Consider the following 18,661-nt stretch of genomic DNA (forward strand, 5'->3'; position numbering starts at 1 on the left):
ACGCCAAAAGCGGAACGGCGAAATTGCCAGGCAATACTTAGAATTCCCCCGCTTCTTCTTTAGCCGGAAAAAACGCCATGCTCGACGCCAACCTCAAAGATCAACTCAAAAGCTACCTCGAAAAAGTCACGCAGTCGATCGAGATCGTTGCGTACCTGAATGACGGCGAGAAGTCGCAAGAACTGCAACAGCTGTTGCAGGACATCGCATCGCTCTCGGGCCGCATCTCCTACGAAGAACGCCGTGGCGCCGCTGCCGGCGACGCGCGTACCCCTTCGTTCGAGATCAAGCGCGCGAACTCCGACGTGAAGGTGACGTTCGCGGGCATTCCGATGGGCCACGAATTCACGTCGCTCGTGCTGGCATTGCTCCAGGTGGGCGGCCACCCGGTCAAGCTCGAGAACGAAACGATCGAACAGGTGAAGGCGCTCGACGGCGTGTTCTCGTTCGAAGTCTATATGTCGCTGTCGTGCCAGAACTGCCCGGAAGTCGTGCAGTCGATCAACGCGATGGCGTCGCTCAACCCGAATGTGCAGATCGTCACGGTTGACGGCGCGCTGTTCCAGGACGAAGTCGAGAAGCGCCAGATCATGGCTGTGCCGACCATCTACCTGAACGGCGAAGTGTTCGGCCAGGGCCGCATGGGTGTGGAAGAGATTCTCGCGAAGCTCGACACCGGCGCATCGGCGCGTGCCGCCGAGAAGCTGAACCAGAAGGACATTTTCGACATGCTCATCGTTGGTGGCGGCCCCGCCGGCGCGGCTGCGGCGATTTACGCGGCGCGCAAGGGCATTCGCACCGGCGTGCTCGCCGAGCGTTTTGGCGGCCAGGTGCTCGACACGATGTCGATCGAGAACTTCGTGTCGGTCACGGAAACGGAAGGGCCGAAGTTCGCGGCGGCGCTGGAGCAACACGTGCGCGCCTATGACGTCGACATCATGAACCTGCAACGCGCCGAAGCGCTCGTGCCCACCGGCAAGGGCTTCGAAGTGCGTACGCAGAGCGGCGCGACGCTGCGCGCGAAGAGCGTTGTGCTCGCAACGGGTGCGCGCTGGCGCAATGTCGATGTGCCGGGCGAGCAGCAGTACAAGAACAAGGGCGTGGCCTACTGCCCGCACTGCGACGGTCCGCTCTTCAAGGGCAAGCGCGTGGCGGTGATCGGCGGCGGCAACTCGGGCGTCGAAGCGGCGATCGACCTGGCCGGTATCGTGAGCCACGTCACGCTGCTCGAATTCGGCGCGCAACTGCGTGCGGACGAAGTGCTGCAACGCAAGTTGCGCAGCCTGCCGAACGTCACGGTGCACGTGAACGCGCAAACCACGGAAATCTCCGGCGACGGCCAGAAGGTCACGGGTCTTGCGTTCCTCGAGCGCACGTCGGGCGACAAGCATCATCTCGAACTCGAAGGCGTGTTCGTGCAGATCGGGCTCGTGCCGAACACCGAATTCATCAAGGGCACGGTGGCGCTCTCGAAGCACGGCGAGATCGAAGTGGATGCGAAGGGCCAGACGTCGGTGCCGGGCGTGTTCGCCGCCGGTGACGTGACGACCGTGCCGTTCAAGCAGATCGTGATCGCCGTGGGCGAAGGCGCGAAGGCCTCGCTGGCCGCATTCGATTACCTGATCCGCTCGTCGGTGGAGCAGGAAGAGGATGCGAAGGCGGCGGCAGCGCTCGCCTGAGCGAAGGTTTAGGGTAGTCTCTCTTTACGCCGGCTCACGCCGGCGTTTTTTATTGCTGCGCGAGAACGCTCAATCCTGCACGAGCGGGCTGCCGTACGGGAAGTCGGCGGCCGGCTCCGAATGCTTCTGGCGATGCGCGTTGCGCAGCGGCTTGAGCACGAAAACGGCGAGCAGCGCGGAGATCGCGGCCATGCCCGAAGCGAGCATGAACACCGCGTGCCAGCTTCCGGTTGCCGCCGTGATCACGCTCGTGAACGGCACGAGCAGCGCGGCCGTGCCCTTCGCGGTGTAGAGCAACCCGGCGTTGGTCGCGGCGAACTTCGGGCCGAACGTGTCGCCGCAGGTGGCGGGAAAGAGGCTGTAGATCTCGCCCCACGCGAAGAACACGATACCGGTGAGCACGACGAAGGCCGTGGGGCTGTGGCCGTATTGCGAGAGCAGCACGATGCCGACCGCCTCGATGGCGAACGCGACGAACATCGTATTCTCCCGGCCGATGCGGTCCGACACCCAGCCGAAGAACGGCCGCGTGAGACCGTTGAGCACGCGGTCGATGGTGAGCGCGAACGTGAGCGCGGGCAGCGTGAGGCCGAGCAGCGAAACGGGCGAGTCGTGCAGTCCGAAGTCCTTCGCGATCGGGCCGAGCTGCGCGGTCGCCATCAGGCCACCGGCGGCCATCATCACGAACATCGCGTACATCACCCAGAAGATGGGCGAGCTGACCACCTCGCGCGGGCCTGCGTTGTAGACGGCGCTGGCGTTTTGCGCGACCTGTTTCGCCGCGTGTCCCAGTTGACCGATCGCGCGTTTGGCCGCGGCAACGCCGTGCGAAGCGGGCGCGCTGAGCGCGAAGCCGAGCACGAGCACGACGATCCCTTGCCCCAGGCCGAACCAGAGAAAGGTGGACTCGTAGCCGCTGTTCTTGATCATGTTGGCGATGGGCACGACGGTCGCCGCCGACCCCGCGCCGAAGCCCGCCGCCGTGATCCCGGCCGCGAGGCCGCGGCGGTTCGGAAACCACTTGAGCGCGTTGCCGACGCAGGTGCCGTACACGGCCCCCGCACCCAGGCCGCCGACGGCCGCCGCGATATAGAGCAGCGGCAGCGACGCGGCGACGGAGTTGAGCACCCACGCGAGCGCGCACAACAGCCCGCCGCTCACCACGACGGGACGCGGCCCGTACTTGTCGACGAGCCAGCCCTCCACGGGCACGAGCCAGGTTTCGGTGACGACGAAAATCGTGAACGCGACCTGGATCGCGGGGCGCCCCCAGTGGTACTTCTCGTTGATCGGATTGACGAACAGCGTCCAGCCGTACTGCATGTTGGCGATCATCGCCATGCAGATCACGCCGAACACGAGCTGCACCCACGGCGACGCGAATCGCGACGCCCCTCCTTGCCGATGCTCCATGTGTGTCTCCGGTTTTTTCGAATGAATGGCCTTCTGCGAGGGGCTTTTTGCCCGAAGGTTGTTGCCCGACTCGCGGTCCGCAAATCCTGTCGTTTAGCTGACAGTCGTTTACACAATATGTGATATATCAATGGAGTCAAGTCAAAGCCACCTCAGTGTTTCCACTAGGGCGATGCATTGATGAGTATGGCTTTTGAAAGCTTCATGTCGATGCTGCGCGCACCCGAAAAAAAACCCGCCGGTCAGACCTGGCGGGTGGAGGCATGCGCGAGATAGCGGAAATCGCGGCATGTGATGCCGTTATAGATGAAAGCTTTTGGTAATGTAAGGGGAAATTTTTCGAAAGCCTTTCATTTTTGTTTTTATGAAAGGTTGACGGGGATCTTTGCTGGCCAGGCGGCGGCCGGGCACGAAACGAGGTCATGCAGCGCTCCCGCGCGCGTGCCAAACTGGCTGCCGGTGGACGACCGGTGGCTCGACGCCGTCGAGCGAGGAGACGCATCATGCAGCGCGACGCATTCATCCGCAGCCTGGCCGACGAAGGCTTTCCCGAACCCGTGGTCGTGACGCGGGAAGCCGGCGTCATGGAAGTTCATACGCATCCGTTCGAAGCGAAGGCGCTGATCGTCGAGGGCGAAATGCACATACGCGTGGGCGACGAAGAACGGCGCTACGAGGCCGGCGACGTGTTTCATCTTGCCGCCAACCTGCCGCACGCCGAGCGCTACGGGCCGCAGGGCGTGCAGTATCTCGTGGGGAGGAAGTGAACTCGCGCAGCGCCTATGCCGCCAGGGGGCGCAGATCCGATAGATCGGTGTTGCGCGCGGCTTCCTCGAGATCGTAGTCGCTCTGGAGTGTCATCCAGAACTGCGGCGTGGTGCCGAACACGATCGACAAACGCAGTGCGGAGTCCGCTGTCACGCTGCGCGCGCCATGGACGATTTCGTTGATGCGCCGCGGAGGCACTTTCATCGCGCGGGCGAGTGCGTTCTGGCTCATCTCCATGGGCGTGAGGAATTCCTCTTGTAGCACTTCGCCGGGATGGACGTTCCGGAGTTTTTTCATAGTCCGCACCTCAGTGGTAGTCGACGATTTCCACGTCATGGGCGTGGCCGCCGTGCCACTCGAAACATATCCGCCACTGGTCGTTAATACGGATACTGTGTTGGCCGGCGCGCTCACCCTTTAGCGCTTCGAGCCGGTTGGCCGGCGGAATGCGCAAATCCGCGAGATCTTGCGCAGCGTTCAGCATGCGCAGCTTACGGCGCGCCACCTGCTGAATTTCCGCCGGCAACCGGCGCGACCGCGCACCGGACCAGATCAGTGCCGTTTCCCTGTCGTAGAAGTTCTGGATCGCCATGCCAAAGCATAACGCCATGCGTCATATGACGCATGGCGTTATAGTGGGCGATACACTGCCCGCCGTCAAGCCAACGACGAATAACGCCCCGCGTCCTCACCCCCGCGACGCGATCTCCTTCTTCCAGCCCGCGATGATCTTTCCGGCCAGCGCGTTGTAGTCGCCGTCGAAGTGGTGGTCGCCGCTCGTCTTGACGACGTCGATGCCGGTGTTCGCGAGCGCCGGGCACAGCGTGTCCTTTTCGCCCGAACCGTACACGCATTGCACGATCGAAGGCGGCACCTTCGCGAGTTCCGGGCGCACCTGCAACGCCTTGTCGCTGGCGGGCATGCCGAGCCAGCCGGTCACGCGAATCTGGAAGTCGGCGTCCGGTGCGAAGCCGAGCAGCGACATGTACGACACCTTCGCGCGCAGCGCGTCGGGCAGCCGGTTGTAGGCGAACGGCATCACGTCCGCGCCGAACGAGTAACCCACGAGCGCAATGTGCTGCGCATGCCAGCGCGAGCCATAGGTCTTGAGCACGCGCGCGAGATCGTGGCTCGTTTGCGCGGGCGTCTTTTCGCTCCAGAAGTAGCGCAGCGCGTCCCAGCCGATCACCGAAACGCCCTGCTTTTGGAGCGCTTCCGCAATCGTCTTGTCGAGATCGCGCCAGCCGCCGTCGCCGGAGATCACCACCGCGAGCATGTCGGTGGGGTGTGCCGCGGGCAGTTCGACGAGCGGCAGGTCCGACACGTCCTCTTCGCTTTCGGTCGCGACGCGCAGATGACTCGATGCGAGCGCAACGATCTTGTCGGCATCGGCGGTCGTCGGGGCGAACGTGTGCAAGGCGGCAGTGCTTGCGTTTGCCGCGTTGGTTGTGTTGGTTGCGCGCACATCTTTCGCCGTCACGCCTTGCTCCAGGAAGCCGGGCAGGCCCTTGCCGCGCGAAAGCGTGGGGTCGCCGGGGCACGGGGCGAAGCGCGCGTCGAGCGTGGCGGCCGGATCGAGCGATACGGCGCCCGCCATCGTGTTCGCGGGCGCCTGCGAGAGCATGCGCTGGGCGATGAGCGCGCCTTCGCTGCTGCCGATGGCGATCGGCGCGTAATACTCGCTTGACCCCAGTTGGCGTTCGAGCTGATGGCTCAGCGCTTCAGCGTCGCTGTAGAGCTTGTGGCAGGTTTCGTTCTTCACCGCTGCGAGGTTCGTCGCGTAGCGCTCCCTATCCACGCCCACGACGAGCGCGCCATGCTGCGCGAGCGCGTCGGCGCGCGTCTGGTCGGCGGCGCTCCAGTGCTTGTCCGCGGAGAACAGCACGGTGAAACCGCGCATCGCGCCGCTCGGCTTCGTCACCGCGACTTCGCCGTAACGGCCGCCGGGAACGTGCATCGTCGCGCCGGAAGCCGGCGTCGAGGCGGGCATGGAAGCCGCGTTGGCGTGGGCCGCGCAAAACGCGAGCGCAACGGCGCCCGCTGCCGTGCCTGCAATGCGCGGCAGCCTGGGAATACGGAATGTCATGAGCGCCAGCCTCCTGCCAGCAGCGATAGATCGGCGAGGGTGATGAACACGCTGATCGAGCCCGAAGCGGCCAGATAGCGCGGTTCCCAGCGCGGAGCGAACTTGTTCTTGAAGCCGCGCAGGCCCCGGAAATTGTAGAAGCGGCCGCCGAAGCGCCAGATGAAGCCCGCGAGCCGGTGCCACGACGAAGCGAGCGGCGACGGTCCCATGCCCGAGAGCGGCGCCATGCCGAGCGAGAGCGACTGGTAGCCCGCGTCCTTCAGATGCAGCGCGAGCTGCGTGAACAGATACTCCATCGCATAGGGCGAGGCGCCCGGCAGATGGCGCATCACGCCCACTGTCGCGTCGGTGTTCAGATCCGTTGTCATGAAGGTGACGAAGGCGAGCGGTTCGCCGTTCTGGCGGATGAGCAGCACCGACTGCGCGGCGAGATAGTCGTCGTCGAACGCGGCCACCGAGAAGCTCTTTTCGCGTGCTTCGCGGTCTTCGAGCCAGGCGTCGGAGATGGCGCGCAGCACCGGCAGGCTCGCGCTCATTTGCGCGGGCTCGATATGCTCGATCGAAAAGCCGTCGCGCTCGCCGCGCTTGAGCGCGTAGCGCAGATGCGCGCGCTGCGGTCCCTTCAGGTCGAACTCCTGCAACATCACGCGCGCTTCCTCGCCGAGCTTCATGAGCGTGAGCCCCGCGTCGAGATAGAGCGGCAGCGCGTCGGCGCGTACCTGGTAGAACGCCGCGCGTCCGCCGTGCGCATGGGCGAGCGTGACGAATTCGCGGATCAGCGCGGGCCACTCTTCGCGCGGGCCGACCGGATCGTGCAGCGCGGCCCACGTGCGCCCGCGCTTCGCATACATCAGGAAGGCTTTGCGCGACGCTGAGAAGAGGAAGCTCTTGTCGCCCATCAGCGCGAGGCCCGCGTCGCTACGTTCCTGCGCGCGCACGATGAGCGCGGCCTGTTCGAGGTCTTCGCTCGCGGGCATGACGAAGCGGCCCGCGGCGGGGCGCAGCAGTTGCCACAGCGCGAGCGCGGCGGCGAACACGCCCGCGCCGAGCGTGGCGCGCAGCGCGCGCGGAGCGCGGCTGTGGAAGGCGAATTGCCACCACAGATGCTGCGAATACTGCACATCGCGGAACGCGAACAGCAGCATCCACACGGCGAGCGCGATCACGCAGCCGACCGAGGCGAGCCAGGCGGGCGTGAAGCGTTCGGCAAAGAGCGACGAGTGGCGGTTGAAGCGCTTGCGCGTGGCGATGAGCAGCACGATCAGCACGCAGAGCACGCCTGCTTCGACGAAGGCGAGGCCCTTGGCGAGCGAGAGCGCGAGGTTGGCCACGGCGATCACGAGCGCGAGCCACCACGCGGCGTCCAGCCGCCGCAGCAGGCCGCGCGCGACGAACAGCAGCAGCACGCCGAACAGGCTCCCCATCAACTGCGAGCTTTCGAGCACCCAGAGCGGCAGGAAGGTTTGCAGCAGCGCGATGCGCTTGGAGAACGCGGGTGTCGCGCCCGAGATCACGAGCATGCTGCCCGTGACGAATGTGACGATGGCGAGAAAGAGCGGCGCGAGCTGCGAAACGCCGTCCGCGCCGCGCTTTGCGAAGCGCGCGCCGAGCGGCGTCTTGAGCGCGCGGCCTTCGAACACGGCGAGCACGGCCGCCGCGAGCGCGAGCGGCGCGCCGAAGTAGATCGCGCGATAGGCGAGCAGCGCGGCCAGCACCTTCGAGGTGGGCACGCTCGGGCCGAGCGCGTAGACCATGGCGGCTTCGAACACGCCGATGCCGCCCGGCGTATGGCCGATCAGGCCGAGCAGCATGGCGGCGCTGTAGACGGTCAGGAAATCGGTGAAGCCGATCTGCGCGTGCGGCATCACCGACCAGAGCGCGAGGCCCGCGCCGACCACGTCGAGTGCGGCGAGCAGCAACTGCGCGACGAGGTCGCGCCGCGCGGGCAGCGAAAAGCGCAGCCAGGCGCGCCCGAACGGCTCGATCTCGCGCGCGCTGGCGGGGCACAGCGCGACAAGGACGGCACCGCAGCCAAGCAGCGCGCCGCCGATCACGCGCAGCGCGTCGGGCGGCAGGTGCAGCAGGCCGGCGAGCGTGCCGGCGGCGCCGACCATGCCGAGCGCGGTCATGAACACGAGCGCGAGGGCGAGCGTGACGCTCGTGAAGACGGTCATGCGGCCGACCTGCGCGGCGGTGACGCCCGCGCCGCCGTACACGCGGCAGCGCACGGCGCCGCCCGTGAGCGCGCCGAAGCCGGTGACGTTGCCGAGCGCCGAGCCGGCGATCGCGCCCGCCCACAGTGCGCCGCGCGAGACGCGCACGCCGAGGTAGCGCAGGCCCACGGCGTCGCGCCCGACGAGCGCGAGGAAGCTCACGGCCGTGGCGGCGAGCGCGCCGCTCCACTGCGCGGGCGTGAGCGTCCAGAGCTGGCGGATCACCGAGTGGTAGTCGACCGAGCTGGAGAGATGCTGGAATACGAGCAGCAGCAGCGCGCAGATGCCGAGTGCGAGCACCGGCGCGACGAAGCGCTGCGGGCGCCACGCGCCGGCACGGCGGCGCAGTGCCCCGAGGGCACGCGCCGCGCGCGAAGAATGCGATTGAGACATGGATCGGCCTGGTGACTCTCTGCGGTGTCGCCGTAGCTGTTACAGCTTCCCCGGCGGTGACATCGCGTCTATTCGTTATGTACTTTCGAAGCGGCTGCGCACACCTGGCGCGCCGATCCCGGAATTCGAGCCAAAACGTAAACGTTTGGTAAAGGGCTGGTAAAACTCAGGAAACGCATAGGACTCGCCAGCGGTTGACGCCCCAAGGCAAGAATCTGTTATTGGGTACGGATGGGTGCGCATGCGCGCGGCGGGTTTGCGGGGAGGAAGTTCGCGGATTCCAGCGGCGGAAAATGTTCCGACGATTGATGTTTGCAAAGCGGATTGTAAAGCACCATTCGCTGAGGCATTGAAACGCGAGTCCGCCGCGGCGTCCCGAATCATGGTCGTTGCAGCAACGCCGCCCGCAAGCGCCCGCGCGCTACAAGCCTTATAGAACGGACGATTGCCGCCGATGCTGCGCGCATTGTTTCACTCCGGGAGCGAAAGCTCGGGGGCGGCTGAATGCGGTTTCAGAAATCGCTGTTACTAATTCGAGACACCTCGTTTAATCCTTTTACAAGCCTCGAACGGAGAGTTAGTCTGCTTTGGTCAAGAGTTGTTTTACTGCGCCAGGAGAATGACGTGAAAAGACTCGCCTTGACTTCCCTTTCGCTCGCCGCGCTCGGGGCTGCCGGCCTGGCTCAGGCACAGACCAGCGTGACGCTCTACGGCACCATCGACACCTCGATCACGTACGTCAACCACGCCAACGACAACAAGAACCTCTGGACGCTCGGCAACAGCAGCTATGGCAATCTCTCCGGCTCGCGCTGGGGTTTGAAGGGTGCCGAAGACCTCGGCGGCGGCCTCAAGGCGATCTTCCAGTTGGAAAACGGCTTCAACCCGTCCACGGGTTCGCTCGGGCAGGGCGGCAAGCTGTTCGGTCGCCAGGCCTATGTGGGGCTGACCGCCGAGCAGTACGGCTCGCTCACGCTCGGCCGGCAGTATGACCCGCTCATCGACCTCGTGCAGGGCATCACGGCCGACAACTATTTCGGTTCCGTGTTCGCGACGGCGGGCGACGTCGACAACTACGACAACAGCTTCCGCGTGAACAACGCCGTCAAGTACACCACGCCCGTGTGGAGCGGCTTGCAGGTGGCGGCGATGTACTCGTTTGGCGGGGTGGCGGGCTCGACGGGCGCGGAGCAGTCGTATTCGGCGGCGATCAACTACACCAACGGTCCGCTCGCGCTGGCGGGCGGTTACTTCTACGCGACCAACAGCCAGGCCACGAACGCCATTCGTACCGACGGCTGGTCGAGCACCTCGGACGGCACGTTCGACGGCCCGATCAACTCCGGCTATACCACGGCGCACTCGCTGGCGATCGCGCGCGCGGCGGCGCAGTACCAGCTCGGCCAGTTCACGTTTGGTCTGGGCTACAGCAATGCGCGCTACGCGCCCGACGGCAGTTCGGTGTTCCGCGATACGCAGAAGTACAACACCGGGCAGGGCTTCATGAACTACCAGTTGAGCCCGGCGCTGCTGCTCGGCCTGGGTTACAGCTACACGCACGCCAACGGCGATACGACGGCGAGCTACCACCAGGTCTCGCTCGGCGCGGACTACAGCTTGTCGAAGCGTACCGACCTCTACATGACGGCGGCGTGGCAGCACGCGAGCGGCGACACCGGCGACGGCGCAGGCGGCTCGATGCCGGCCGAGGCCTCGATCGGTTCGTATGGCTACGCGGGCACCTCGAACCAGACGATCGTCAACCTCGGGTTGCGGCACAAGTTCTGAATCTGTGCGGGCTCCGTACAACGCCGGATGCGCCAGTTGGTGCATCCGGCGTTTTGCCGTTTACGGACCGGCAAGCGCCGGTTTCCTGCCTGACCTTATGTCTGGCTTGCGCGCCGCAGCGTGAGCAATGCAAGCCAGGCGCCCATGCGCTCGATGCCGCGCCGCACGCCCGCATACGGCGGACGCCACGCGCTGGTGACGCTCACGCGAGCCGGCACGGCGGCCTCTGTGCTGAGCCAGATGCGCTCGCCGCGTTCGAGCCGCAGCGTCTCCCCCGGCTGTAGCCAGTGGTCGTACGGCGAGCACGCACGGGTGACCCAGACGTGAGCGGCATGGATGCGCAGCGTGGCCGACGCGTTCACACGCCATGTGAGCGTGCGCATGGGCGGCACGGCGAAATGGATCGATTGCGTGGGCAACGGGTCGTCGAAGCGGCTGGCTTCGTCGGCGAAATGAGCGAGCGTGGCGCGGGCGGCCTGTGAAACGGCTTGTGAAGCGGACTGTGAAGCGTCATCCATCGTTTTCTCCAGTTTTTGGAGCCGACGAACGGAGCGCTATTACCCAGAAATGCAAAAAGCCCCGTCGATGCCGGCGGGGCTTTTGATTTGCGTGACGACAGACTGCTAGTACGCACACCATCCCCGAGGATCGCCCGTATGGGTTTTCCACGGATGATTCATCGCGTTGGCGACGATGAGGAGGGTGTAGGAGGTGTGCATGGGTCGAGTGTGCGGGGCTCCGGCTTGCGCTGTCAACCGGAAATGATTTGAAGTGCCGCCGACGTATGCTTTGTGTTGCGCACAAGGCGCACTCGCAACATTGCATCACGCGATCGTGCCCTTCGACGCTATTGCCACTTGCCGACAGCACCGGTTTCTCACTAGCATTGGTTGTTTTCAAGGCAGACCAGCCCGTAGTTCCATCGGCGTGTTGTGCGGGAACGACTATATCTGATATATCACATACAGAATATTGCTTTTTGTCGCGACGCAACATATGATTGAGTCATTCGATGACTCAATCTTGCGGAGCTTCAAATGGATTTCGTTTCTCTCACACTCTTCGGGGCGGCAGTCGTGGCTCTGGGCGCCGCCGCTACGGTCCTGATCGCCAGGTGGCTGCCGCAGTCGGCTATTGAGCAGGCTGCGCGGCATGGCCGGTACGCAGGTTTGGGCGAGGCGCCGCGCGTTGCGACGGCGCGGCGCGCGAAACCTGGTGCACAATTCGGTCCGCGAATCCGGCCGCAGGTCGGAAAAGAGGCAATCAATGTCGTCAGAACACACTGAAGAAGCGGTAGCAACCCGGGACGCGGCGCCCCTGAAGCTGGCGCTGCAACCCATCAACGCAACGCTGAGCCTGCGCGATCAGGCTTATGCGATGCTGCGCCAGGCCATTGCCGACGCCGACATTTACCAGTCGCGCGAGGAAATCCGGCTCGACGAGCGCGTGCTGAGCGAGACGCTCGGCGTGAGCCGTACGCCGGTGCGCGAGGCCATGACGCTGCTGGAACAGGAAGGTTTTCTGCGCATGGTGCCGCGCCGCGGCATCTATATCGTGCGCAAGAGCAAGCGCGAGATCGTCGAAATGATCCAGATGTGGGGGGCGCTGGAAAGCATGGCAGCGCGTCTCGCCACGATCCACGCCACCGACGAGGAAATCGCGCGGCTGCGTCACATGTTCGACGACTTCCGCGACAGCACGCCCGCAGAGCATATCGCCGAGTATTCGGACGCCAACATCGCGTTTCACCAGGCGATTGTCGAGCTCTCCAGGTCTCAGATCATCCTCGACACGATCAAGAACATCTTCGTGCATGTGCGCGCCATCCGCCGCATGACGATCTCGCAGAGCGACCGCGCCTCGCGCTCGATCGTCGACCATCTGCGCATTATCGAAGCGCTGGAAAAGCGCGATACCGAACTGGCCGAAAAGCTCGTACGCCAGCATTCGCTCGATCTCGCGGTCTACGTCGAAAAGAACTGCGACTTCCTCGACTGAGGCGGGCGGCAACCGCCCGAACCACAGCAAAACGGGAGACCTTCGGGTCTCCCGTTTCGCGTTTACCGGCCTACGGCCGGTGGCCGAAGCCCTCGCAGCGTCCGACTTTATGCGCATCAACCCCTGGCATCCCTGACAAATTAGCCGGCCGAAACCGGCAACCGTTGCCGCCATCCTTCACACGGAATCTGGCATATCAGACCCGCTGCACGCTCGGTGTTTTCCCTTGTGTGCACCGCATCAAAGCCTGCGAAATCACAGCAAAGCCACGCCGCGTAAGGCTTTGGCGCATTTCTAAAGGCATTCCTGATGGGCAAATCCCCTCTTGCCTCGCTGTGATATATCACATACCGTATTGTTCAAGGACGCAGATGACTCGCCTCTGCCCACGCAACCCCACCGATTTCTGAAAACTCGCCCGGCCACGACGATTAAACAAGGAGACATGACATGGGCAAGGCATTGAACGGCGTGCGTATCCTCGATTTCACGCACGTGCAGTCGGGACCCACCTGCACGCAACTGCTCGCCTGGTTTGGCGCGGATGTGATCAAGGTAGAACGCGTAGGCGGCGGCGATATCACGCGCGAGCAGTTGCGTGACCTGCCGGACGCGGACAGCCTCTACTTCACGATGCTCAACGGCAACAAGCGTTCGCTCACGCTCGACACGAAGAACCCGCAAGGCAAGCGCGTGCTGGAGCGGCTCATTCGCGACTGCGACGTGCTCGTGGAGAACTTCGCGCCCGGCGCGCTGGAGCGCATGGGTTTTAGCTGGGAGCATATCCAGACGCTGAACCCGCGCATGATCGTCGCTTCTGTGAAGGGCTTCGGCGCGGGGCCCTATGAGGACTGCAAGGTCTACGAGAACGTGGCGCAGTGCGTGGGCGGTGCGGCTTCCACGACGGGCTTCGACGACGGGCCGCCCGTGGTTTCCGGCGCGCAGATCGGCGACAGCGGCACGGGCCTGCATCTCGCGCTCGGCATCGTCACGGCGCTCTATCAGCGCACGCATACGGGGCGCGGCCAGAAGGTGCTCGCGGCCATGCAGGACGGCGTGCTCAACCTGTGCCGCGTGAAACTGCGCGATCAGCAGCGCCTCGAACGCACCGGCGTCATGAAGGAGTACCCGCAGTACCCGAACGACGGTTTCGGCGAAGCCGTGCCGCGCGCCGGGAATGCGTCCGGCGGCGGCCAGCCGGGCTGGATCCTCAAGTGCAAGGGTTGGGAGACCGATCCGAACGCCTATATCTACTTCATCGCGCAGGCCCCCGTGTGGGACCGCATCTGCAAGCTGATCGGGCGCGAGGAGTGGATCGACGATCCGGACTATGCGACGCCGAACGCGCGCCTGCCGCGCCTGAAGGCAATCTTCGGCGAGATCGAGCACTGGACCATGCATCGCACGAAGTTCGAGGCGATGGCCGTGCTCAACCGTTACGACATTCCGTGCGGCCCGATTCTCTCGATGAAGGAGATCGCCGGCGACGAGTCGCTGCGCGCGAGCGGCACGATCGTCGAGGTCGAGCACCCGGTGCGCGGCAAGTACCTCACGGTCGGCAACCCGATCAAGCTCTCCGACAGCCCGACCGACGTCACGCGCTCGCCGCTGCTCGGCGAGCACACGGACGAGGTGCTCGCGGAATTCGGCTACACGAAAGACGAGATTCAATCGCTGCGTGCTTCTGGCGCCGTCTGACACGAAAGGAGCGAAGCATGGAAACGTGGATGCGTTTAATGGCGAGCGACGGCAGCATTGTGTTCGGTCGCGTCGAGAACGGTTACCTGCACGAGTACGAAGGACTGGATCAGCCCGTTCCGACTGGCGCGGTGTTGTCGCTGCGCGCGCTCACGCCGCTTGCGCCCTGTGCGCCCGGCAAGGTCGTGGCGCTCTGGAACAACTTTCACGCGCTCGCCGCGAAGCTGGAAAAGCCGGTGCCCGCGCACCCGCTTTTTCTCATCAAGCCGGCGGCTTCGGTGATCGGTTCGTCGGAATCGATTCGGCGTCCTGCCCACTATGCGGGAAAAATCGTGTTCGAAGGCGAGCTTGGCATCGTGATCGGCAAGCGCTGCCGCGACGTGAGCGTGGCAGAGGCCGAGGCCTCGATCTTCGGCTACACGGTCGTCAACGACGTCACGGCGGCGGGCCTCATCACCGAGAATCCGCACTTCCCGCAATGGTGCCGCGCCAAAGGTTTCGATACGTTCTGTTGTCTGGGCCCGGCGATCGTTTCGGGCTTCGACTGGCGGCGCGCGCGCGTTGTCACGCAACTCGACGGCGTGGAGCGGCAGAATTATCCGCTCGACGACATGGTGTTTTCGCCGGCGCAGCAGGTGAGCCTCATTTCGCAGGATCTGACGCTCGAACCCGGCGATGTGATTGCGTGCGGCACCTCGCTCGGCGTAGGCTCGATCGTTGATGGCGCAACCGTCGAGGTCACGATCGAAGGCATTGGCACGTTGAGCAATACGCTGGCCGCCGCACGCGGCGAAACGCAGCCGCTAGCCGCCGTAGAGGGCGCGGCATGAGCGAGTGAACCGGAAACGCGCGCGGCTCGCATGCCGCGCGTGAGGAGGAGAGATGCCGGACCTACTGGCTGGCGACCTGGCATGGCTGGGCGCCGGCGCGCTGTTCGCATGGCTCGGCTGTGCATTTGCACAACTGGCCGCGCTCGCGCCGGTGCGCTCGCGCCGCTCGCACGCCGCGCCGCGTTGTGCGCAGCGTGCTGGGGCGCCGCACAAGCGTCGCTTCGGTTTCGCAATTTCGTTCGCATTGCTACTTACCGTGCCGCCGGGTGTGCTGGCGGCCGGCTGCTCGCACGCAACCCAGGCGGCGGTGGCCGTCGAAGCCGGCGTGCTGGCCGGGCTTTACGTTGCGGGTCGGCGCGATCTCACGCGGCGGGCGCGCACGGCCGCGCTGGCGGGCGGCGCGTTGGGCGCGGCGGCGCTGACCTGCGGCTTCGCGAGCTGCCTGCTCGAGCCCGGTCGCGCGCCTTTCGAACGTGCCGTGCTGTTCATCGCAGTGGCGACAGGCGCGCTGCTGGTTGGCGGCGCGTTGAGCCTTCTTGGCCGCGGCCCGGTGCGCAGGCGCGTGCCGTTCGGGCGCGGCGATCGTGCGATTCATCTCCTGGCGCTGCTGCTCGGCGTCGCGCTCGGCTATGGCTTCGTGAGCGCGCGCGCCTCAGCCGATTTCGAGCTCTCCGTGCTGGTGGCCGCGAGCGTTCTGGCTGCGGCTCTGGGCGCCCGGTTGATGAGCGGCGCCCGCAAGCCTCGGCCCGTGCGCACGGGTGCGCAGCCTCGTGAATCGCTTGAGCCCTTTGGCGCGACGTTCAACGCGAGCTTCGCGGGCGTGCCGGACGAATTACTGGTCGCGGCCTGCGGCAGCGGTGCGTTCGAGCCCGCGTGGCTCGCGCCGGGCGACGCGTCACCCGGCGGGGCGGGGCGCTCGGGCCAGCACGCGTCGCAGGACTTGCCGCGTCGGCGGCGCAGCCGGCATGGCGCGTTGCGGCAGCGGCAAGGGCCGCACTGAGATCGCGCTGAGTCCGCACCGAGGCCGCACGCCGATGCGCTGTGCCCGCCATTCGAGGGCGCGAGTCCTGCGCGAAACGGACGAACGATTAGCTATCCTTGAAGGTAAGGCGCGTATCCATAGCACCTTACTTATGGAGGCTCGCTTCTGACACCCGTGTAATGTTCTCGATGAGCGGCGCGCCTTCCTCCATGAGGAAGCGCTTGAACGCGAGCGCGACGGGGGGCAGCCGCTTGTTTTTGCGGTGCACGACGTACCAGTTGAGCATGACCGGGAAGCCTTCGACATCGAGCACCGTGAGGTGGCCGACCTGCAATTCGAGGCTGATGGTGTGCGCCGAAAGAAACGCGATGCCCATGCCCGCAATCACGGCCTGCTTGATCGTCTCCGTGCTCTGGATCTCCATGGCGATCTTGAGGTTCGTGATCTTGCCCGCGAAGCCTTCTTCCATTGAATTCCACGTGTCCGAGCCGCGCTCGCGCACGATGAACGCCTCGTTGGCGAGCGTGCTGAGCTTGATGCCGCGTTTGTTCGCGAGCGGATGCGTGGGCGCGGCGACGATCACGTAAGGGTGCGGCGCGAACGGCTCGTTGATGGCGTCGGTCGCGTGGGGCGGCCGCACCATGACGGCGAGATCGGTCTGGTTGCTGGCGAGCTGGTGGAGCAACTGCTCGCGGTTGTGCACGGAGAGATTGAGCGAGACGCCCTTGTAGCGGCGCGTGAATTCGGCCAGCAGGCGCGGAAAGAAGTAGTCGCCCGCGCTGATCACGGCGACGTTGAGCTTGCCGCCCGAGACGCCCTTCAGCTGGCTCATCGCCTCGTCGACTTCATGGAACTGCTGGATGATCGCGCGGCTGTAGTGAAGCATCTCCGTGCCCGCGGGCGTGAGATAGATCTTCTTGCCGAGCTGCTCGAAGAGCGGCAAGCCCGCGTGGTCTTCGAGCTGCCGAACCTGCGTGGAGACGGCCGGCTGTGTGAGATGCAGCTCCTCCGCGGCCCGCGAAAAACTGAGGTGACGCGCCACGGTCTCGAAGACCTTGAGCTGGCGCAGCGTGGCGTTTCGCATCGTCATGGCCGAACCATAAAGGATACTGAATCCACATAATAACAAACTTTAATTGTGAGTAATTCAGCAATCACCCTAGCATGAGTTGAAAGGAGTCCGAATGCCGCGTGGAATGCCCGAAACGATGTCCGGGTTAACGCTCGGAAATACGATTTCATAAGGGGTAACGCGTAGAAAAACCCTTGTTTAACGATGATTTAAGGGATGTGACGTATGAGTCGGGTGAACGGGGATTGGCGAATTTCCATTCGCATTTTTCATTCATCCGGCGAATAAAAGACAGAGTGCAGCGCAGCAAAATTTAAAGACCATAAGTTGATATTTATGCAGACCGGCAATCAGGCAGGCTGCAATGAATAGATAGCGGAGACAAGCGAGATGAATGCAATCAGTCAGAGGAGCGAGGGCGGTCCGTTCTGGACGAACCGCTGGTTTCAACTGGTGGTGGGCATGCTATGCATGGCGCTCGTTGCCAACCTGCAATACGCATGGACGCTGTTCGTCGCACCGATGAACGCGCGGCACCACTGGGGCCAGGCCGAGATTCAACTGGCGTTCTCGATCTTCATTCTGACCGAAACCTGGCTCGTGCCGGTGGAAGGCTGGCTCGTCGACAAGTTCGGTCCGCGTCCGGTCGTGGCGGGCGGCGCGGTTTGCGCGGGTCTTGCCTGGGTGATGAACGCGTACATCACGACGCTGCCGATGCTCTATGTCTCGGCGGTGATCGCGGGCATTGGTGCGGGCGGCGTGTACGGCACCTGCGTGGGCAACGCGCTCAAGTGGTTCCCGGACCGCCGCGGCCTCGCCGCCGGCCTCACGGCCGCGGGCTTCGGCGCTGGTGCCGCCGTCACGGTGATTCCGATTGCGAACATGATCACGCGCTCGGGCTATGAGCACACGTTCTTTTTCTTCGGCATCCTCCAGGGCGTGTCGATTCTCGTGCTCTCGTTCCTGCTCGTGAAGCCCGTGCCGCGCGCCGTCGCCGCGGCTGGCCGCCGTCTCGTCTCGCGCGTCGACTACACGCCGGGGCAGATGGTCAAGCAGCCGGTATTCTGGGTGATCTACGTCTGCTTCGTCGCGGTGGCCGCCGGCGGCCTGATGGCAACGGCGCAAATCGGGCCGATCGCGAAGGACTGGGGTCTCGCCACCATTCCGATGACGGTGTTCGGCGCGACGCTGCCGCTCCTCACGCTCACGCTCTCGATCGACAACATCTGCAACGGCTTCACGCGTCCGCTGTGCGGCTTCATTTCCGACAAGATCGGCCGTGAAAACGCCATGTTCATCATCTTCGTGGGCGAAGGGCTCGCGCTGCTCGGCATGATGCAGTTCGGCACGAACCCGTATGCGTTCATGACGTTCGCCGCGCTCATCTTCCTGTTCTGGGGTGAGATCTTCTCGATCTTCCCGGCGATCTGCGCGGACACCTTCGGCAGCAAGTACGCCGCATCGAACGCCGGCACGCTGTACACCGCCAAGGGCACCGCTGCCCTGCTCGTACCGGTAGCGTCCGTACTCTCGGCCACGGGCGGCTGGAGCGCCGTGTTCATCGCGGCGGCGGTCATCACGATCGCGGCGGGCGTGAGCGCCAAGTTCATTGTCGCGCCCATGCGCAAGCGCTTGATCGAGCAGAGCGTCGAGGAGAGCAACGAGCCTTCCGTCACGCTCGCCACCAGCACGGGCCCGGGCTTGCAGCCGTGGTCCAACCCGCGCGGCGAATGAGGCGCGC

15 protein-coding genes are annotated in these 18,661 nt (G+C 64.7%); 8 read left to right on the plus strand and 7 right to left on the minus strand.

Annotated features, from left to right (window positions below; genetic code table 11):
• The first annotated feature begins 77 nt into the window (after positions 1–77).
• Entirely contained in the window at positions 78–1,679 is a 1,602-nt protein-coding gene (ahpF, locus tag C7401_RS08185) for an alkyl hydroperoxide reductase subunit F (RefSeq protein WP_112170872.1), read from the plus strand.
• Between the two features lie 69 nt (positions 1,680–1,748).
• Here ahpF and oxlT (C7401_RS08190) read toward each other — a convergent pair whose 3' ends face one another.
• Positions 1,749–3,092 carry an oxalate/formate MFS antiporter gene (gene oxlT / locus C7401_RS08190; protein WP_112170873.1) on the minus strand — a complete coding sequence of 448 codons (1,344 nt, stop codon included), beginning with the start codon at positions 3,090–3,092 and terminating at the stop codon, positions 1,749–1,751.
• A 503-nt stretch (positions 3,093–3,595) separates the two neighbouring features.
• On the opposite strand from oxlT (C7401_RS08190), the gene C7401_RS08195 reads away from it, so the two are divergent.
• Positions 3,596–3,859 carry a cupin domain-containing protein gene (locus C7401_RS08195; protein ID WP_112170874.1) on the plus strand — a complete coding sequence of 88 codons (264 nt, stop codon included), beginning with the start codon at positions 3,596–3,598 and terminating at the stop codon, positions 3,857–3,859.
• A 13-nt stretch (positions 3,860–3,872) separates the two neighbouring features.
• Here the strand turns inward: C7401_RS08195 and C7401_RS08200 are convergent, their stop codons facing one another.
• The 4 genes from C7401_RS08200 to mprF all read right to left on the minus strand — a co-directional run bounded on the left by C7401_RS08200 (position 3,873) and on the right by mprF (position 8,552).
• Positions 3,873–4,157 carry a HigA family addiction module antitoxin gene (locus C7401_RS08200; RefSeq protein WP_112170875.1) on the minus strand — a complete coding sequence of 95 codons (285 nt, stop codon included), beginning with the start codon at positions 4,155–4,157 and terminating at the stop codon, positions 3,873–3,875.
• A gap of 10 nt (positions 4,158–4,167) precedes the next feature.
• The gene (locus C7401_RS08205) at positions 4,168–4,452 is read right to left on the minus strand and encodes a type II toxin-antitoxin system RelE/ParE family toxin (RefSeq protein WP_112170876.1); all 285 of its coding nucleotides are present in this window, start codon (positions 4,450–4,452) and stop codon (positions 4,168–4,170) included.
• A 96-nt stretch (positions 4,453–4,548) separates the two neighbouring features.
• Complete coding sequence (locus C7401_RS08210; protein ID WP_112171115.1) at positions 4,549–5,850, minus strand: virulence factor family protein; 1,302 nt, start codon at positions 5,848–5,850, stop codon at positions 4,549–4,551.
• Positions 5,851–5,942: 92 nt separating this feature from the next.
• Positions 5,943–8,552 (minus strand): bifunctional lysylphosphatidylglycerol flippase/synthetase MprF, encoded by a 2,610-nt coding sequence (mprF, locus tag C7401_RS08215; RefSeq protein WP_112170877.1) that lies wholly within the window; start codon positions 8,550–8,552, stop codon positions 5,943–5,945.
• Between the two features lie 624 nt (positions 8,553–9,176).
• Between mprF and C7401_RS08220 the strand changes: the two genes are divergently transcribed.
• Positions 9,177–10,340 (plus strand): porin, encoded by a 1,164-nt coding sequence (locus tag C7401_RS08220; RefSeq protein ID WP_112170878.1) that lies wholly within the window; start codon positions 9,177–9,179, stop codon positions 10,338–10,340.
• A 95-nt stretch (positions 10,341–10,435) separates the two neighbouring features.
• Here the strand turns inward: C7401_RS08220 and C7401_RS08225 are convergent, their stop codons facing one another.
• A complete protein-coding gene (locus C7401_RS08225) occupies positions 10,436–10,858 on the minus strand; it encodes a DUF2917 domain-containing protein (RefSeq protein ID WP_112170879.1) in 423 nt (140 codons plus the stop codon).
• 748 nt (positions 10,859–11,606) lie between these two features.
• On the opposite strand from C7401_RS08225, the gene C7401_RS08235 reads away from it, so the two are divergent.
• The 4 genes from C7401_RS08235 (at position 11,607) to C7401_RS08250 (ending at position 15,866) form a co-directional block, all read left to right on the plus strand.
• Positions 11,607–12,338 carry a GntR family transcriptional regulator gene (locus C7401_RS08235; RefSeq protein ID WP_112170881.1) on the plus strand — a complete coding sequence of 244 codons (732 nt, stop codon included), beginning with the start codon at positions 11,607–11,609 and terminating at the stop codon, positions 12,336–12,338.
• Positions 12,339–12,788: 450 nt separating this feature from the next.
• Positions 12,789–14,036, plus strand: a complete 1,248-nt coding sequence (gene frc / locus C7401_RS08240) for a formyl-CoA transferase (protein ID WP_112170882.1) — start codon at positions 12,789–12,791, stop codon at positions 14,034–14,036.
• 17 nt (positions 14,037–14,053) lie between these two features.
• On the plus strand, positions 14,054–14,866 hold the full coding sequence (locus C7401_RS08245) for a fumarylacetoacetate hydrolase family protein (protein WP_112170883.1): 813 nt from the start codon (positions 14,054–14,056) through the stop codon (positions 14,864–14,866).
• Positions 14,867–14,918: 52 nt separating this feature from the next.
• Positions 14,919–15,866: a hypothetical protein gene (locus tag C7401_RS08250; RefSeq protein WP_112170884.1), complete on the plus strand. Its 948-nt coding sequence runs from the start codon at positions 14,919–14,921 to the stop codon at positions 15,864–15,866.
• Between the two features lie 127 nt (positions 15,867–15,993).
• On the opposite strand, the gene C7401_RS08255 is transcribed toward C7401_RS08250, so the two are convergent.
• Complete coding sequence (locus C7401_RS08255) at positions 15,994–16,938, minus strand: LysR family transcriptional regulator (protein WP_112170885.1); 945 nt, start codon at positions 16,936–16,938, stop codon at positions 15,994–15,996.
• 372 nt (positions 16,939–17,310) lie between these two features.
• On the opposite strand from C7401_RS08255, the gene oxlT (C7401_RS08260) reads away from it, so the two are divergent.
• Positions 17,311–18,654, plus strand: coding sequence for an oxalate/formate MFS antiporter (oxlT, locus tag C7401_RS08260; RefSeq protein ID WP_112170886.1), 1,344 nt, complete (start codon positions 17,311–17,313; stop codon positions 18,652–18,654).
• Positions 18,655–18,661: the final 7 nt, after the last annotated feature.

It is taken from the genome of Paraburkholderia unamae, from assembly GCF_003268775.1.
In the GTDB taxonomy this organism is placed as follows: domain Bacteria; phylum Pseudomonadota; class Gammaproteobacteria; order Burkholderiales; family Burkholderiaceae; genus Paraburkholderia; species Paraburkholderia unamae.

Coding starts and splice junctions, on each gene's coding strand:
- C7401_RS08235 (WP_112170881.1), top strand. CDS start 11,607: ATGTCGTCAGAACACACTGAAGAAGCGGTAGCAACCCGGGACGCGGCG.
- C7401_RS08195 (WP_112170874.1), top strand. CDS start 3,596: ATGCAGCGCGACGCATTCATCCGCAGCCTGGCCGACGAAGGCTTTCCC.
- C7401_RS08210 (WP_112171115.1), bottom strand. CDS start 5,850: ATGCCCGCCTCGACGCCGGCTTCCGGCGCGACGATGCACGTTCCCGGC.
- C7401_RS08225 (WP_112170879.1), bottom strand. CDS start 10,858: ATGGATGACGCTTCACAGTCCGCTTCACAAGCCGTTTCACAGGCCGCC.
- C7401_RS08250 (WP_112170884.1), top strand. CDS start 14,919: ATGCCGGACCTACTGGCTGGCGACCTGGCATGGCTGGGCGCCGGCGCG.
- oxlT (WP_112170873.1), bottom strand. CDS start 3,092: ATGGAGCATCGGCAAGGAGGGGCGTCGCGATTCGCGTCGCCGTGGGTG.
- ahpF (WP_112170872.1), top strand. CDS start 78: ATGCTCGACGCCAACCTCAAAGATCAACTCAAAAGCTACCTCGAAAAA.
- C7401_RS08200 (WP_112170875.1), bottom strand. CDS start 4,157: ATGAAAAAACTCCGGAACGTCCATCCCGGCGAAGTGCTACAAGAGGAA.
- oxlT (WP_112170886.1), top strand. CDS start 17,311: ATGAATGCAATCAGTCAGAGGAGCGAGGGCGGTCCGTTCTGGACGAAC.
- frc (WP_112170882.1), top strand. CDS start 12,789: ATGGGCAAGGCATTGAACGGCGTGCGTATCCTCGATTTCACGCACGTG.
- C7401_RS08205 (WP_112170876.1), bottom strand. CDS start 4,452: ATGGCGATCCAGAACTTCTACGACAGGGAAACGGCACTGATCTGGTCC.
- C7401_RS08255 (WP_112170885.1), bottom strand. CDS start 16,938: ATGACGATGCGAAACGCCACGCTGCGCCAGCTCAAGGTCTTCGAGACC.
- C7401_RS08245 (WP_112170883.1), top strand. CDS start 14,054: ATGGAAACGTGGATGCGTTTAATGGCGAGCGACGGCAGCATTGTGTTC.
- mprF (WP_112170877.1), bottom strand. CDS start 8,552: ATGTCTCAATCGCATTCTTCGCGCGCGGCGCGTGCCCTCGGGGCACTG.